Here is a 13,697-nt window from a genome sequence, read left to right as displayed (position 1 = left end):
GCGCCTGCGCGGCTGCAGTGCCCCGTCGGCAGCCGTCGCCAGCTGGATGCCGGTCGCATGGTGTCACCTCACCGTCACTGCACGGTTGCAGTGCCCTGTCGGCGGCCCTCGCCAGGAGACGGGCCCGGCGGACCCCGAACTGCTCCTCGGGTTCGACCGCCGCACGGTGAACGAGAGTCGAACTCCCGTGTGCCGCCACGGTGGGATACGTCGCGGTGGCTACGGGACATCGGGCACACCGGAGGAGGAGACGATGGAGCTACTGACCGTCACCATCGAGAAACCTGCCGAGGTGAACGTCATTCTGGGCCAGGCGCACTTCATCAAGACCGTCGAGGACGTGCACGAGGCGCTCGTTTCGGCGGTCCCCGGGGTGAAGTTCGGCCTGGCGTTCTGCGAGTCGTCGGGCCCGGCCCTGGTGCGCTGGAGCGGGACCGACCCCGACCTGGTGGAGCTGGCGCGGCAGACGGCGCTCCGCCTGGCGGCAGGCCACTGCTTCGTGATCTTCCTGGGGAACGCCTATCCCATCAACGTGCTTGGCGCCATCAAGCAGGTGCCGGAGGTGTGCGGTATCTACTGCGCAACGGCCAACCCCGTGGAGGTCGTCCTGGCGGAGACGGCGCAGGGCCGGGGGATCCTGGGCGTGATCGACGGCGTGAAGTCCCGGGGCGTCGAGGGCGACGACGACGTGGCCCAGCGGAAGGCCCTGCTTCGGAAGCTCGGCTACAAACTGTAGGCCCGTGCTGCAGGCCCGTCGATCTCCGGGTCTCGCAGTCCCTACCCCCGTCGATCGCCACGGCCAGCGGCGGTCCGTTGCGCGACGGCCGTGAGATCGCCACCCTCTTCGTCGATCGCCATGCCCACCGGCGGCCCCCTGGCGGTCGGGGTGTGCGCGTACCGCGCGGTCAGGATCCTCCCAACCCCGACTCGGGCGCCGTGGTGGGGGCCACGGCGACCAGTCCTCTTGGGCTTCGCCGTCGGCTTGGTCTTCGTCGCGGCCAAGATCCGTCCCAAACCCGATACCGGCCTCGTGAGGGGGCACGCTACGGTGGGAGGGGGTGGTCCATGGAGCCCGATACGTCGCCGTTACCCCTGATCGCCGACCTGGAGCGCGAGGCCGACCTGTTGGTCGACGCGGCGCGGGCGGAGGCGCGCCGGCTGGTGGACGAAGCGCGCCGGGACGCCGATGCGATCCTGCGGGCAGCCCGGGAGGAGGCTCCGCAGATCGAGCGGCGCGCGTTCGACGACGAGGTGGCGCGCGGCCGCGCGGAGGCCGACGCGTTGCGCGCGCAGTGGCCGGCGCGGCGGGAGGTCCTGGAGGCGCGGATCGCCGCGCGCCTCGCCGAGGCCGCCGCGGCCGTCGTGGAGACGGTGGTGGGCGGCCCGCACTCCGCAGGACCAACGCCGTGATCGCTCCCATGGCGCGTGTGGACATCGTGTGCCTGCGCGAGCGCTTCCGCGACGTCCTCGCGTTCCTGCACGAGGCGGGAGTCGTCCACCTGGTGCCCTGGCGCCCGCCGCCGACCCCGGAAGTCCAGCGCCTGGTCCCGCTGCGGCTGGACGAGGCGGCCGAGCGTGAGCGCGCCCTGCTGGACGAGCTCGTGCGGGCAGTGGACGAGGCGGTGGGGACAGGACCGGCCGACGACACTGCAGCCCTGGCCGGGATGTCCACCGAAGCCCTCCACGCGGCCGTGCGCGAGCGCCTGGACGCCCTGCAGCGCGCCGACGCGCACCTCCAGCGCCTGCGCGACGAGCTCCGCCTCCTGCCCCAGTACGCGTACCTGCTGGAAGCCTTTCTGGCGCAGACCTACGCCTTCGACTGGCGGCCCGACTGGGCGGCGACCGGCTTGATCCTGGATCGCAGCCGCGAGGCCGACCTTCCGCGCCTGCGCGCGGCGCTGGAGCGCGAAACGCGCGGCCGCATGCAACTGGCGGTGGCCGTGCTGGACGCCGAGCGGCTGGCGGCGGTCCTGCTCTACGACCAGCGGCACCGCCGGGCCGTGGAGGACCTGCTGTGGGGGCAGGGCGTGGAGCGGCTCGCGCTGCCCCCGGAGTTCCTCGGCAGGCCGCTGGAGGACGTGCTGCAGACCATCGCGGCGCGGCGAGCTGTCCTCCCCAGGCAGATCGAGGAGGCGGAGAGCGCCGCCCGGCGCGCGCGTCAGGTGCATGCCGGCTTCCTGCGGGCCGCGCGGGCGGTCGCGGCCGATCGCCTCGACGAGTTACGCGCCGCCACCCAGGGCGTGGCCTCGCGCCGCACCGTGGCGCTGGCCGGATGGGTGCCCGCAGCGCGGGCCGCCGGTCTGCGCGACGCCCTGGAGCGCGCGTTCCCGGGCGAGGTGTTCGTGTGGGTGCGGCCGCCGGCGCCCCACGAGCGCGCGGCGGTGCCGGTGCTGCTGGACAACACGCGCGCCGTGCGGCCGTTCGAGGTGCTGCTCCGGCCGCTGCGGCCGCCTGCCTACGGCACGCTGGACCCCACCTGGGTCCTGGCGCTCTTCTTTCCACTGTTCTTCGGCCTCATGCTGGGCGACGCCGGCTATGGCGCCGTGTTGCTCCTGGGCGCCGCGCTGACGCGCCGGTGGCGCAGCCCGTGGGCCGGCACCGTGCGGCACCTGCTGGTGGCCATGGGCGGGAGCGCCGTGCTCTTCGGCGTGCTGTTCGGCGAGTGCTTCGGCGACCTGGCACGGCCCTACCTGCGCCCGGTGCTCTTCGACCGCAAGGAAGCCATGCTGGCGTTCCTGGTCCTGGCGCTGTCCATCGGGCTGGCCCACACGGCGCTGGGGGCCGCGCTGGGCATCGTGCAGGCGTGGCGGCTGCGCGAGCCGCATCGGGCCGTGGAGCGTGGCGCGCTGCTGGCGCTGCTCGTCACGTTGTTCGCCGTCGCGGGGGCCCTGGCGGGACTGCTGCCCCGGGCGCTCCTGGGGCCGGGCGTGGCGCTGCTGGTGGCCGCACTGCCGGTGCTGATGTACGCCGGGGGGCTGCTGGGCGCCATCGAGGCGATCGGGGTCGTGGGGAACGTCCTGTCGTACGCCCGGCTGATGGCCCTTGGCCTGGCCTCCCTGATGCTGGCGGAGGTCGCCAATCGCCTGGGCGGGGCTGCGGGCAGCGTCGTCGTCGGGCTCATCGTGGGCGTGCTGCTCCACGCGCTGAACCTGGTCATGGGCACGTTCAGCCCGACGATCCAGGCGCTGCGCCTGCACTACGTCGAGTGCTTCTCCAAGTTCTACGAACCGGGAGGCGTCGTCTACCAACCCTTCGCACGGAAAGGGGCGTGAGGGCATGGAGGTGTTTGGCATCGCGCTCGGCGCAGGGCTTGCGGTGGGGCTGTCGGCGCTGGGGACGGGGTACGCGCAGGCGCGCATCGGCGCCGCAGGGCTTGGGGCGATGGCCGAGCGTCCGGAGCTGATGGGGCCCAGCGTGATCCTCATGGCCATCCCTGAGACCGCGGTGATCCTCGGGTTCGTGGTGGCCACGATGATCCTGCTGTTGTTGCGGTGACGCCGGGGCTGCGCGGCACCGCAGGGAGAGACCGCGGGTGAAGGACCGGGCCCTGGCCGAGGCGATCCTGCGCCGTGCCGAGGCCGAGCGCGCGCAGGTGCTGGCGGAGGCTACGGCCACGGCGTCCGCACTGCGGGCGCGGGCGCAGGCCGACGCCGAGGTCGTGCGGGCCGCCGCCGCGGCCGCCGGCCAGGCCCGCGGGCGTCGGGAAGCCGCGCGCCTGTGCAGCCGTGCGCGGATGGAGCTGCTCGCGAACGAAGCGCGCCTGCTGGACGCTGCAGTCCAGCAGGCGCTCACCCGTGCCGCCGACATGCTCGCGACCGTCCGGGAGCGGTCCGACTACCCCGCGATCTTCCAGCGCCTGCTCGACGAGGCGCTGGCGCAGGCACCGCGTCCCGGCCCGATCACCGTGCACGTGGACGCGCGGGATGCGGCGCTGGCCGCGGCCGCGGTCCTGCCGCCAGAGGTGCGGGTCGTCGGCGACCTGCGCTGCGCGGGCGGCGTGATCGTGGAAGCGTGGGACGGCGCATTCGTCGCCGACAACACCCTGGAGGCACGCCTGCAGGCGCAGGCGCACCGGCTGCGCGTGCAGGTCGGGCGCCTGCTGGAGCCGTGACGGTCGGTTACGACTACCTGAGCGCCCGCGCGCGCGGCCTGCTGGGACGGCTGTTGCCAGCCGAGCGGGTGCGCGCGTTCTGTGCCCTCGACGGCGTCGAGGCGCTGGTCGCGGAGCTGGCGGCCACACCCGGCTACGCAGCGGACGTGGCCGCGGTGGCCGGCAGCGCACCACCGCTCGAGGTTTGCACGCAGGCGCTGGACCACCACCGGGCCCGCGTGGCCCGCTTGCTGTGGACGGCGGCGGGCGGCGAAGCGCGGGTGCTGGTGAGCATCCTGCTGAGCCGCAACGACGTCGAGGCTGTCAAGATGGTGCTGCGACGGTGGCACGCGCGCGAGGCCGGCGTCTGGCATCCCCCGGCGGTCGGCGTGCTCGACGCCCAGACCCTGGAGGCGCTCGACGCCGCCGGCAGCGTGCAGGCGCTCGCCGACCGGCTCGCGATGACGGGGCCGACCGGGACGGCACTGGCCCGGGTGCTGCGGGCCGGCCTCCCTGCGCGCCTTGCGGACCTGGAGGACCGTCTGGACCTGGCCTGGGCGGAGGACGTCCTGGCGCGCTGCGGGGAGGGACCCAACGGCCGCGTGGTGCGCGAGGTGCTCGGATGGGAGATCGACGTGCGCAACCTGCTGGCGGCCCTGCGGGGCGGGGGCGAACGCAGGACCTTCCTACCGGGCGGACGCTACCTCCACGACGACTTGCTGCGCGCTGTTGCGGACGACCCCGATCCCGCCGTGGCGGCAGCGTGGCTCGCGCCGACCCCGTATGCCGGCGTGCTGGAGGGCGGTGCGCCGACGTCCTGGCGTCGGATCGAACGCGCCCTCGAGCGACGTGTGCTGGCCCTGCACCGCCGGCTGGTGTTCGCCAGCGATCCGCTCGGCGTGGCGCCGGTCAGCTTCGTGCTCGCGGCCACGCAGGCGGAGGTGCGCGACCTGCGCACGGTGGCCGCCGGGCTGGCTGCCGGGCTGCCGCCGTCGCTGGTGCAGGAGGAGCTGGTCAGTGCGTAGGGTCGTGGCGGTCTGCCCGGCGTCCGTGGCTCCGGGGTTTGCGCTGGCGGGCGTGGAGACGCGAGCGTACACCACGTCACGCGAGGGACGCGACCACCTCCTGACGCTCGTGCGGTCGGCCGAGGTCGGCGTGGTGCTGGTCGACGACGCGCTGATCGAGGCGCTGGAGGCGCCGATGCGGCGCGTGGTCGAGGAGAGCGATCGGCCGCTGGTCGTGCCGGTGCCCATGGGACGGGGCGGCGCGCTGGAGCGCGAGTATCTCGAGCAGATGCTCCGACGGGTGATCGGGTACCACGTACGGTTGCGGTAGGAGGCCGGGCGGACCGATGGGCAGGGTGGTCAGGGTCACGGGCGCACTGGTCGTCGCCGACGCGATGGAGCGTTGCCGGCTCAACGACCTGGTGGCCGTGGGCCACCGGCGGCTGACCGGCGAGGTGATCCGCGTGGACGAGGCGCGCGCCAGCATCCAGGTCTACGAGGATACCGCAGGACTGGGCCTGGGCGAACCCGTGGAAGACCTGGGTGCACCCCTGGTGGTCGAACTCGGTCCCGGGTTGCTGGGCAGCATCTTCGACGGGCTGTTGCGGCCGCTGCCGGCGGTGTTCGCCACCGGTGGGGCGTTCATGCAGCCGGGCATCGTCGCGGCGCCGTTGGACCGCGAGCGCGAGTGGCTGTTCACCCCGCTGGTCGACGAAGGGGCGACCGTTGATGCGGGCGATGCGGTGGGCTGGGTGCAGGAGGGTGGGCTGCGTCACCTGATCCTGGTACCGCCGGGGGTGCGCGGGGTGGTGGCGACGGTGCGGTCCGGGCCAGCGCGGGTCGACGACGCCGTGGTGCTGCTGCACGACGGCACGCCGGTGCGTCTGGCCCACCGCTGGCCGATGCGGCGGGCCCGGCCGCACCAGGGCCGGCGGCCGTCGAGCGAGCCGGTGCTTACCGGCCAGCGCGTGTTCGACACCTTCTTCCCCGTCGCGCGAGGAGGCGTGGCCGTGGTGCCGGGTGGCTTCGGCACCGGCAAGACCGTGGTGGAGCACCTGCTGGCCAAGCATGCCGACGTGGACGTGATCGTCTACGTGGGATGTGGGGAGCGCGGGAACGAGATGACGACGCTGCTCGCAGAGTTCCCGCGCCTGGTCGACCCGCGCACCGGCCGGCCGCTGCTGGAGCGCACCGTGCTGGTGGCCAACACCAGCAACATGCCCGTGGCGGCGCGCGAGGCCTCGATCTACGTGGGCATGACCGTGGCCGAGTACTACCGCGACATGGGGTACCACGTGGCGTTGATGGCCGACTCCACCAGCCGGTGGGCCGAGGCGCTCCGCGAGATCCACGGCCGGCTGGGCGAGATGCCCGGCGAGGAAGGCTACCCGCCGTACCTGGCGGCGCGGCTGGCGGAGTTCTACGAGCGCGCGGGCCGCGTGCGGTGCCTGGGGGTGCCCGCGCGCGAGGGCTCGGTGACCGTGGTGAGCGCCATCTCGCCCCCGGGTGGCGACTTCTCCGAGCCCGTGACCCAGGCCTCGCTGCGCGTGGCCGGAGCCCTCTGGGCCCTGGACGTCGACCTGGCCCACCGGCGGCACTTCCCGGCGGTGAGCTGGGTCGCCAGCTACTCCCAGTACGTACCGGGGCTGGAGGGGTGGTTCGTGGAGCACGGCTCGCCGGCGTGGCCCCGGCTGCGGGCGCGGGCCGTGCGGTTGCTGCAGCAGGAGCAGGAGCTGCAGCAGGTCGTCCAGGTCGTCGGGATGGACGCGCTGCCCGACGAGGAGCGTCTGCTCCTGGACGCGGCGCGCCTGCTCCGCGAGGGTTTCCTCCAGCAGGATGGCTTCCACCCGGTCGACACGCCGTGCCCGCTGCCGCGGCAGGTGACGATGCTGCGGTTGATCCTCGACTACCACGAGCACGCCGCGGCCGCCCTGCGCGACGGCCTGCCGCTGGAGCACCTGCTGGCACACCCGCTGCGCGAGCGGCTGTTGCGGCTGCGCGACGTCCCCCACGACGCGTTCGCGGCGACGGCGGCCGCGCTCGACGCCGAGCTCGCGGCCCTGCGCGACGCGGCCGCCCCGGGCGGCACGGCGCAGGCGACCGTCGACCAGGGCGCGCGCGGGGCGCAGCCGGAGGTGGCGCGCCCTGGCGGAGGGGAGGAACCGTGACCGGCCCCGTGCTGACGTATCGCACCCTTACGCGGCTGTCGGGCCCGCTGGTCTTCGTGCGCGGCGTGCGCCAGGCCACCTACGGCGCCGTGGTCGAGCTCGTGCTCGAGGATGGCAGCCGCCGACGGGGGCAGGTCATCGACGCCGCCGAGGACCTGTCGTGCGTGCAGGTCTTCGAAACCACCGAGGGACTCGATCTTCGCACCACGGCGGTGCGGCTCGGGGAGGCCCAGGTCCTGGTGGAGGTGAGCCGGCGCTGCCTGGGCCGGGCGTTCACAGGGATCGGCGCGCCGCTGGACGGCCTGCCGCCCGTCGTTCCCGACCGCCTGCTGCCGGCGACCGGCGCGCCCCTCAACCCCTACGCGCGCGACGAGCCGGCGGAGTGCGTGCAGACCGGCCTGTCGGTCATCGACGGCATGAACACGCTGGTGCGCGGGCAGAAGCTACCCATCTTCTCGGGTGCCGGGCTGCCGGCGCACGAGGTGGCGGCGCAGATCATCGAGCACGCCCAGCTACCCGGGGGCGAGCCCTTCGCCGTCATCTTCGCCGGCATCGGGATCACCGGGCACGAGGCCGAGTTCTTCCTCGAGACGTTCGAGCGGTCGGGCGCCCGGGAGCGCACCACGCTCTACCTCAACCGCGCCGACGACCCGGCGGTGGAACGCCTGCTGGTGCCGCGCTTCGCGCTGACGCTGGCCGAGTACCTGGCCTTCGACCTGCAGATGCACGTGCTGGTGGTGCTGTCGGACATGACCACCTACTGCGAGGCCCTGCGGCAGGTGGCGCTCGCGCGGCGCGAGGTGCCCGGCCGGCGGGGCTTCCCCGGCTTCATGTACACCGACCTGGCCACCATCTACGAACGGGCCGGCCGCATCAAGGGCCGGGCCGGTTCCATCACGCAGGTGCCGATCCTCACCATGCCCGACGACGACATCACCCATCCCATTCCGGACCTCACGGGCTACGTGACCGAAGGGCAGATCGTGCTGAGCCGCGAACTGCACCGCCGCGGCATCTTCCCCCCGGTGGACGTGCTCCCGTGTCTGTCGCGGTTGATGCACCTGGGCATCGGGCCCGGGCGGACCCGGGAGGACCACAAGGCGCTGGCCGCCCAGCTCTACGCCGCCTACGCCCGCGGCGTCGACGCACGCCGGTTGCGCGACATCGTGGGCGCCGACGCCCTGAGCGAGCTGGATCGGGCCTACCTGGCGTTCGCCGACGAGTTCGAGGAGCGCTTCGTCGGGCAGGGGCGGCAGCCCCGCACCCTCGTCGAGACCCTGGACCTGGGCTGGGACCTGCTGCGGCGGCTGCCGCGTGGCGAGCTCAGCCGCATCGATTCGCGGCTGCTCGACCGCTACCTCGGCCCATCGGAGCCAGCCGCACCGTGAAGCGGACGCGCACCGCCCTCCTGGCGGCCCGCGCGGCGTACACGCTGGCTGCACGGGGCCAGGAGGTCCTCGCCCGCAAGCGCGACGCGCTGCTGCAGGAGATGTTGCGTAGCGCTCAGGAGGTGCTGGCCGCGCGGCAGGATCTGGCGGCGCTGGCCGCCGAGGCGGTGACGGCACTGACGGCGGCCCACGGGCACGAGGGCCCCGAGGGCCTGCGCGCCGCCGCGGCGGCAGCCAGGCGCGAGGTCCTGGTCGATGTCGAGGTGCGCAACGTGTGGGGGGTGCGCGTGCCCGCAGTGCGCGCGGCGCCCGTGGTCCGGCGGCCGGCCGACCGCGGCTACGGGCTGCTGGGGACTTCGGCGAGCGTCGACGACGCCGCGGGCGCGTTCGAGCGACTGGTGGGGTTTGCCCTCGAGCACACGCCGCGCGAGGTGCGGCTGCGCCGCCTGGCTGCTGAGATTCGCCGGACGAGCCGCAAGGTGAACACCCTGCGGTACGTCCTGCTCCCGCGCCTGGCCCGGGAGGCACGGACCATCGCGGCCGCCCTGGACGAGCAAGAGCGCGAAGACCTGTTTCGCCTGCTGTTGCTCGGCCAGCAGGACGAGGCGACGTCGCCGTGATGGGGCGCGCGCCTGCAGACGGTGCGGCAGCGGGGATCCGCTGGTTGATCCGGGTGCGGTGGCTGGCCGCCGCGGGGGTGGCGCTGGCAGCGCTGACGCTCCCCGCGGCGGCGGCGCAGGTCGGTGTCCCAGTGGTGGGATCCACCGGTCCGGTGGCCGCCCTGGCGGCTGCCATCGCCACCTACAACACGGTCTTCTGGGTTCGGTGGCGCCGCCGGGAGGCGCCCGCCGGCCAGGTGCGTGCCGCGGTGGTGGTCCAGATCGCGCTGGACCTGGGGGCGCTCTCGGCGCTCCTCCATGCCAGCGGCACGGTCGAGAATCCGCTCATCGTGGCCTACGTCTTTCACGTGGTGATCGCCGCCATGTTGCTCTCGCCGCGGGCCGCGTTCCTGGTGGCGGGTGCCGGGCTGCTCCTGGCCGTCGTCCTGGCCGTGGCCGAGATGACCGGCGTGCTCCCCCACCGGCCGCTGGTGCGCCTGCTGCCCGCCGACCTGTACCGCCACCCTGCGTACGTGGGCAACGTCCTGCTCTCGCTGACAGTGCTGCTGGCCGCGACGGCCTACATCACGGCCACGATCGCCCGACGGCTGGCCGATCGCGAGCGGGCGCTGGCTGCGGCCACCGACCTGCTGGCCGCCTCCGAGCGCCGCAAGTCGCAGTACGTGCTCATGGTGGCCCACACGGTCGACACCGCGCTGGGCGACGTCCGCCAGGCGCTGGCGGTCATCGACGGCCAGATGCGCGGGGAAGTGTCGGAGCGCGCGCGGGCCATGCTGGCGCGCGTCCAGACCTGGCTGGCAGGGCTCGAGACGTTCGTGCGCGACGTCCTGGACCTCTCGAGCCTCCGGGCCGCCGGCGAGCTGCCGCGGACCCACGTCTACGTGCCGCGGCTGCTCTACGAAGCCGCCGCCGACCTGCGCGAGGTCGCGACGGCGCGGGGGGTCGCCCTCGATGTCGAGGTCCCCGCCCACGTGCCCCCGGTGTTCGCCAACGGGCCCGCGCTGGCGCAGGCGCTGCGCAACCTGCTGCGCAACGCCCTGACCTTCGGCCGTCCCGGCGGACGGGTGACGGCCCGGATCGACGTCGACGCCGACCGCCTGCGGGTCATCGTGGCCGACGACGGGCCCGGTATCGCGCCCGAAGACCTGCCGCACATCTTCGAGGAGTTCTACCGCGCCGAGCGCACGCGGCACCTGGCCCCGGGCCGCGGCCTGGGGCTGGCCATCGTGAAGTACGTCGCCGAGCTCCACGGGGGCGAGGTGACGGTGTCCACCCGCGTGGGCGAAGGCAGCACGTTCACCCTGACCCTGCCCGTCGCGCCAGGGGTCCGGGCTGGCGCACCGTCCGCTGGCGGCTGATCCGCGGGTGCCCGCCACCGGCACGGGGCCCGAGGGCGCTGGTGGCCGTTCACCCGTGGGGCGCTGCCCACAGCACCGCAGCGCCCCACGGCACGGTGCTGCGGCACCGTGTGATCCGGGTCGAGGATGGGTGCGGTCGGTGGCGGCCTAGCGCTTCCGGCTCAGCAGGTTCTCCAGGAACTCCTCGTGCCGCACCTCGTCTGCCAGCAGCTCCGTGGCCAGCTGGTAGGTGACGGGATCCTTCCCGAACGTCATCTTGGCCAGACGCTGGTAGGCCTGGATCGCCGCGGCCTCGGCCTTGAGCTGGTCGGCCACCATGCCGTCGGCGTCGGCCCGGTCCGCGCGCGGCGCGGTCCACGGGCCGTTGGCACCCCGCTCCCAGTCGACCGGGTGCACGACGGGGTCGCCGCCCAGCTCGATGATGCGGGTGGCGAGCTTCTCCGCGTGGCCGAGCTCGTCACGGGCTTCGTTCTTGAAGTGCTCGGTCAACTCTTCCCCGTGCCAGCCCTCGGCGACCAGGGCCGTAATCCAGTAGGAGTAGAAGGCCAGCAGTTCGTCCAGGTAGGCCTTCCGCAGTTCGGCGAGCAGCTGCTCAACGTCGAGCTCGACGATAGCACGTCCGGTCTGTCCCATCGGACCCTCCTCGCGACGAGATGGTGTTCGCGTGGACCCGTTCTACGCGCCGACAAACCCCTCGACGGGCACCAGCCGCTTCGCCACCGGATCGACGGCGAGCAACAGGCTCTCCAGAGCGACGGCGCCGAGCAACGGCGGACCGCCGGGTGCGACGAAGCAGGGGGTCGTGACCTCCTGCCCGTTCAACGTCAGCCGCACTTCTGCGACGGGCCAGACGTCGCGCCGGCCGCCGGCCAGCACCACCGGGTGCTGCCGTGTGGGGCGCAACGCCAGCCGGTCCGCGAGGTCGCGCGGAACCACCAACAGCGTGGCGCCGGTGTCGACCAGCAAGTCCACGTCTTCGACGATGCCCGTCGGCCCGGCGAGACGGCCGGCGACGCGAAAGAGTTCCACACCATCATCATACCATCGGCTGTCGCTCCCGGGCGGCATGGGGCCGGCGGTGCGCTTGGGGGGCTACGTCCGGCCGCTGCGGGCCTGCACCAGGCGGCGGAGCATGATCACCAGCACCAGGATCACGCCCCACAGGGCGTTGGCCAGGTGGGCGCTGAGTCCCATGAGGTTGAAACCGGTGGCCACCACCTGCAGGATCGCCACGGCCACCACCAGGCCGGTGATCGTCGCCGCGCCGCCCGAGGGATCCACGCCGCCCAGCACCGCGATGAGGACCGTCAGGAGCAGGAAGGAGGAGCCGTAGTCGGCCTGGGCGGCATTGAAGCGGGCGATGAGCAGCAGGCCGGCGATGCCGGCCAGGACACCTGAGGTCAGGTACGTGCGGAAGAGCATCACCGGCACGTCGACGCCGGAGAAGCGGGTGGCCGTGGGGTTCGATCCCAGGAGGTACTCCACCACGCCGAAGGGCGTCCGGTGCAGCACCACGGCGATCGCCGTGGCGGCGCCGGCGAAGAGCAGGAAGGGCACCGGGACGCCCAGCAGTGTGCCGCCACCCAGGAAGAGGAAGGACGCGGGAAAGCCCGCCAGGACGGCCCCGCGGGTGACGGCCAGGGCGATCCCCTTGACGAAGATCATGGACGCCAGGGTGGTGATGATGGGCGGCACGTCGAGATACGCCACGATCGCGCCGTTGGTGACACCCACGGCGAGGGCCGCCATCAGCCCCAGGACGACGGCGGCGGGCGTCGCGTACCAGCCCGCGCTCTGCGTGAGCACGTACGCAGCGGTGATGCCAGCGAGGTTGGCCGTGGACACGATCGAGAGGTCGATGCCGCCGGTGAGCATGGGCAGCAACTGCGCCAGCGTCAGCATCCCCAGCAGCGGCATCTGGATCGCCATCGAGGCCAGGCTCTCCAGACCCAGGAGCCGACCGTCGGTGACGACGGCCAGCAGCCCGGTGACCACCACCAGCATCGCGCCCAGGACGGCCAGTTCGCCGTACCGGGCGATCCAGGTCGCCTGGCGGTCATGCATCGTGGATCCGCACCGCCCGTGCGCGCCGGCGGCGCTCCTGGGCGGCCGTGATGGCCGCCGCGGCGGCGATGAGGAGCCCGATCACCGCGTCGTGCCAGTAGGACGAGATGCGCAGCAAGATGAGGCCGTTGCGGATCACGGCGATGAGCAGCACGCCCAGGATGGTCCCGCCGACCGTCCCCGCACCGCCGAAGACACTGGCGCCGCCCAGGACCGCCGCCGCCAGGACGTCCAGCTCGCGTCCCACGATGGCGTTGGGCTGGATGATCTGGGCGAGCTGTGCCTGGACGAACCCTCCCATCCCGGCCAGCAGGCCCATGTACGCGTACACGAACAGCTGCAGGCGCAGGATGGGGAACCCTGCCCGCCGTGCAGCTTCCGCGTTGCCGCCCAGCGCGTAGATCCGGCGGCCCACGGCCAGGAAGTTGAGGACGACCCAGGTGAGGAGCGCGGCGGCGCCCCAGAAGAGGATGGGGGTGGACAGGCCGTACTCGGCGCCGCCGGCGGTGGTGAACCGGACGAGCTTGTACTGCGCGAACTCCTGGAACGGCATCGGCAGGTCGGTGATCCAGGTGCCGCCGGTGAAGACGATCAACAGGCCGTAGAACGTGCTCAGGGTCGCGATGGTGATGATGACGGGATGCACGCGGGCGTAGTGGACCAGCAGGCCGTTGACGAGGCCCAACGTCAGCCCGATGGGCAGCGGGATCAGCAGGGCGACCCATACCGACGTGATCCCGCGGGTGGTGAGCACCAACCCCATGAGGTACTGCGCTACCGTGGCGACCGCGGTGAACGACACGTCGATGCCGCCCGAGACCAGCACGACCAGCTGGCCCAGGGCGACGATGCCCAGGAACGCATTGTTCCGCAGGACGTCGAAGGCGTTCTCGGCGGTGAGGAACTCGGGGCGCCCCGCGGTCACGATGGCCGCGAGGACTACCAGTACCGCGACCAGGTACGTCTCGGTACGCCGCGCCAGTCGCCGGACCACCCCATCCATGG

Annotated in this window: 15 protein-coding genes; 11 read left to right on the top strand and 4 right to left on the bottom strand. The window is 73.2% G+C overall.

The features are described from left to right. Positions 1-253: 253 nt before the first annotated feature. The 11 genes from QN157_03425 to QN157_03375 all read left to right on the top strand — a co-directional run bounded on the left by QN157_03425 (position 254) and on the right by QN157_03375 (position 10,628). Positions 254-736 (top strand): adenosine-specific kinase, encoded by a 483-nt coding sequence (locus tag QN157_03425; protein ID MDR7554636.1) that lies wholly within the window; start codon positions 254-256, stop codon positions 734-736. A 329-nt stretch (positions 737-1,065) separates the two neighbouring features. Beyond that, positions 1,066-1,410, top strand: a complete 345-nt coding sequence (locus QN157_03420) for a V-type ATPase subunit subunit G family protein (protein ID MDR7554635.1) — start codon at positions 1,066-1,068, stop codon at positions 1,408-1,410. Continuing rightward, positions 1,407-3,272: a V-type ATPase 116kDa subunit family protein gene (locus QN157_03415; GenBank protein ID MDR7554634.1), complete on the top strand. Its 1,866-nt coding sequence runs from the start codon at positions 1,407-1,409 to the stop codon at positions 3,270-3,272. Before QN157_03420 ends, QN157_03415 begins: the two co-directional genes overlap by 4 nt. A 4-nt stretch (positions 3,273-3,276) precedes the next feature. Then, positions 3,277-3,495 carry an ATPase gene (locus QN157_03410; protein MDR7554633.1) on the top strand — a complete coding sequence of 73 codons (219 nt, stop codon included), beginning with the start codon at positions 3,277-3,279 and terminating at the stop codon, positions 3,493-3,495. A gap of 37 nt (positions 3,496-3,532) precedes the next feature. After that, entirely contained in the window at positions 3,533-4,111 is a 579-nt protein-coding gene (locus tag QN157_03405; GenBank protein ID MDR7554632.1) for a V-type ATP synthase subunit E, read from the top strand. After that, positions 4,108-5,115: a V-type ATPase subunit gene (locus QN157_03400; protein MDR7554631.1), complete on the top strand. Its 1,008-nt coding sequence runs from the start codon at positions 4,108-4,110 to the stop codon at positions 5,113-5,115. Before QN157_03405 ends, QN157_03400 begins: the two co-directional genes overlap by 4 nt. Continuing rightward, positions 5,108-5,425 carry a V-type ATP synthase subunit F gene (locus tag QN157_03395; GenBank protein ID MDR7554630.1) on the top strand — a complete coding sequence of 106 codons (318 nt, stop codon included), beginning with the start codon at positions 5,108-5,110 and terminating at the stop codon, positions 5,423-5,425. The genes QN157_03400 and QN157_03395 overlap by 8 nt, the downstream gene beginning before the upstream one ends. Positions 5,426-5,441: 16 nt before the next feature. Beyond that, complete coding sequence (locus QN157_03390; protein MDR7554629.1) at positions 5,442-7,262, top strand: V-type ATP synthase subunit A; 1,821 nt, start codon at positions 5,442-5,444, stop codon at positions 7,260-7,262. Next, positions 7,259-8,650 carry a V-type ATP synthase subunit B gene (locus tag QN157_03385; protein ID MDR7554628.1) on the top strand — a complete coding sequence of 464 codons (1,392 nt, stop codon included), beginning with the start codon at positions 7,259-7,261 and terminating at the stop codon, positions 8,648-8,650. The genes QN157_03390 and QN157_03385 overlap by 4 nt, the downstream gene beginning before the upstream one ends. After that, positions 8,647-9,270: a V-type ATP synthase subunit D gene (locus tag QN157_03380; GenBank protein ID MDR7554627.1), complete on the top strand. Its 624-nt coding sequence runs from the start codon at positions 8,647-8,649 to the stop codon at positions 9,268-9,270. The genes QN157_03385 and QN157_03380 overlap by 4 nt, the downstream gene beginning before the upstream one ends. Continuing rightward, positions 9,270-10,628, top strand: a complete 1,359-nt coding sequence (locus tag QN157_03375; protein MDR7554626.1) for a HAMP domain-containing sensor histidine kinase — start codon at positions 9,270-9,272, stop codon at positions 10,626-10,628. Before QN157_03380 ends, QN157_03375 begins: the two co-directional genes overlap by 1 nt. Before the next feature lie 147 nt (positions 10,629-10,775). On the opposite strand, the gene QN157_03370 is transcribed toward QN157_03375, so the two are convergent. The 4 genes from QN157_03370 to QN157_03355 form a co-directional block, all read right to left on the bottom strand. After that, positions 10,776-11,261 (bottom strand): ferritin-like domain-containing protein, encoded by a 486-nt coding sequence (locus QN157_03370; protein MDR7554625.1) that lies wholly within the window; start codon positions 11,259-11,261, stop codon positions 10,776-10,778. A gap of 42 nt (positions 11,262-11,303) precedes the next feature. Further along, positions 11,304-11,657: an aspartyl protease family protein gene (locus QN157_03365; protein ID MDR7554624.1), complete on the bottom strand. Its 354-nt coding sequence runs from the start codon at positions 11,655-11,657 to the stop codon at positions 11,304-11,306. A gap of 63 nt (positions 11,658-11,720) precedes the next feature. Further along, on the bottom strand, positions 11,721-12,692 hold the full coding sequence (locus QN157_03360; protein ID MDR7554623.1) for an ABC transporter permease: 972 nt from the start codon (positions 12,690-12,692) through the stop codon (positions 11,721-11,723). Beyond that, a complete protein-coding gene (locus QN157_03355; protein MDR7554622.1) occupies positions 12,685-13,695 on the bottom strand; it encodes an ABC transporter permease in 1,011 nt (336 codons plus the stop codon). The genes QN157_03360 and QN157_03355 overlap by 8 nt, the downstream gene beginning before the upstream one ends. Positions 13,696-13,697 lie beyond the last annotated feature (2 nt).

Source organism: Armatimonadota bacterium (assembly GCA_031459855.1).
Lineage (GTDB): Bacteria > Sysuimicrobiota > Sysuimicrobiia > Sysuimicrobiales > Humicultoraceae > Fervidifonticultor > Fervidifonticultor primus.
This window is presented reverse-complemented; position numbering and strand designations above follow the sequence as displayed.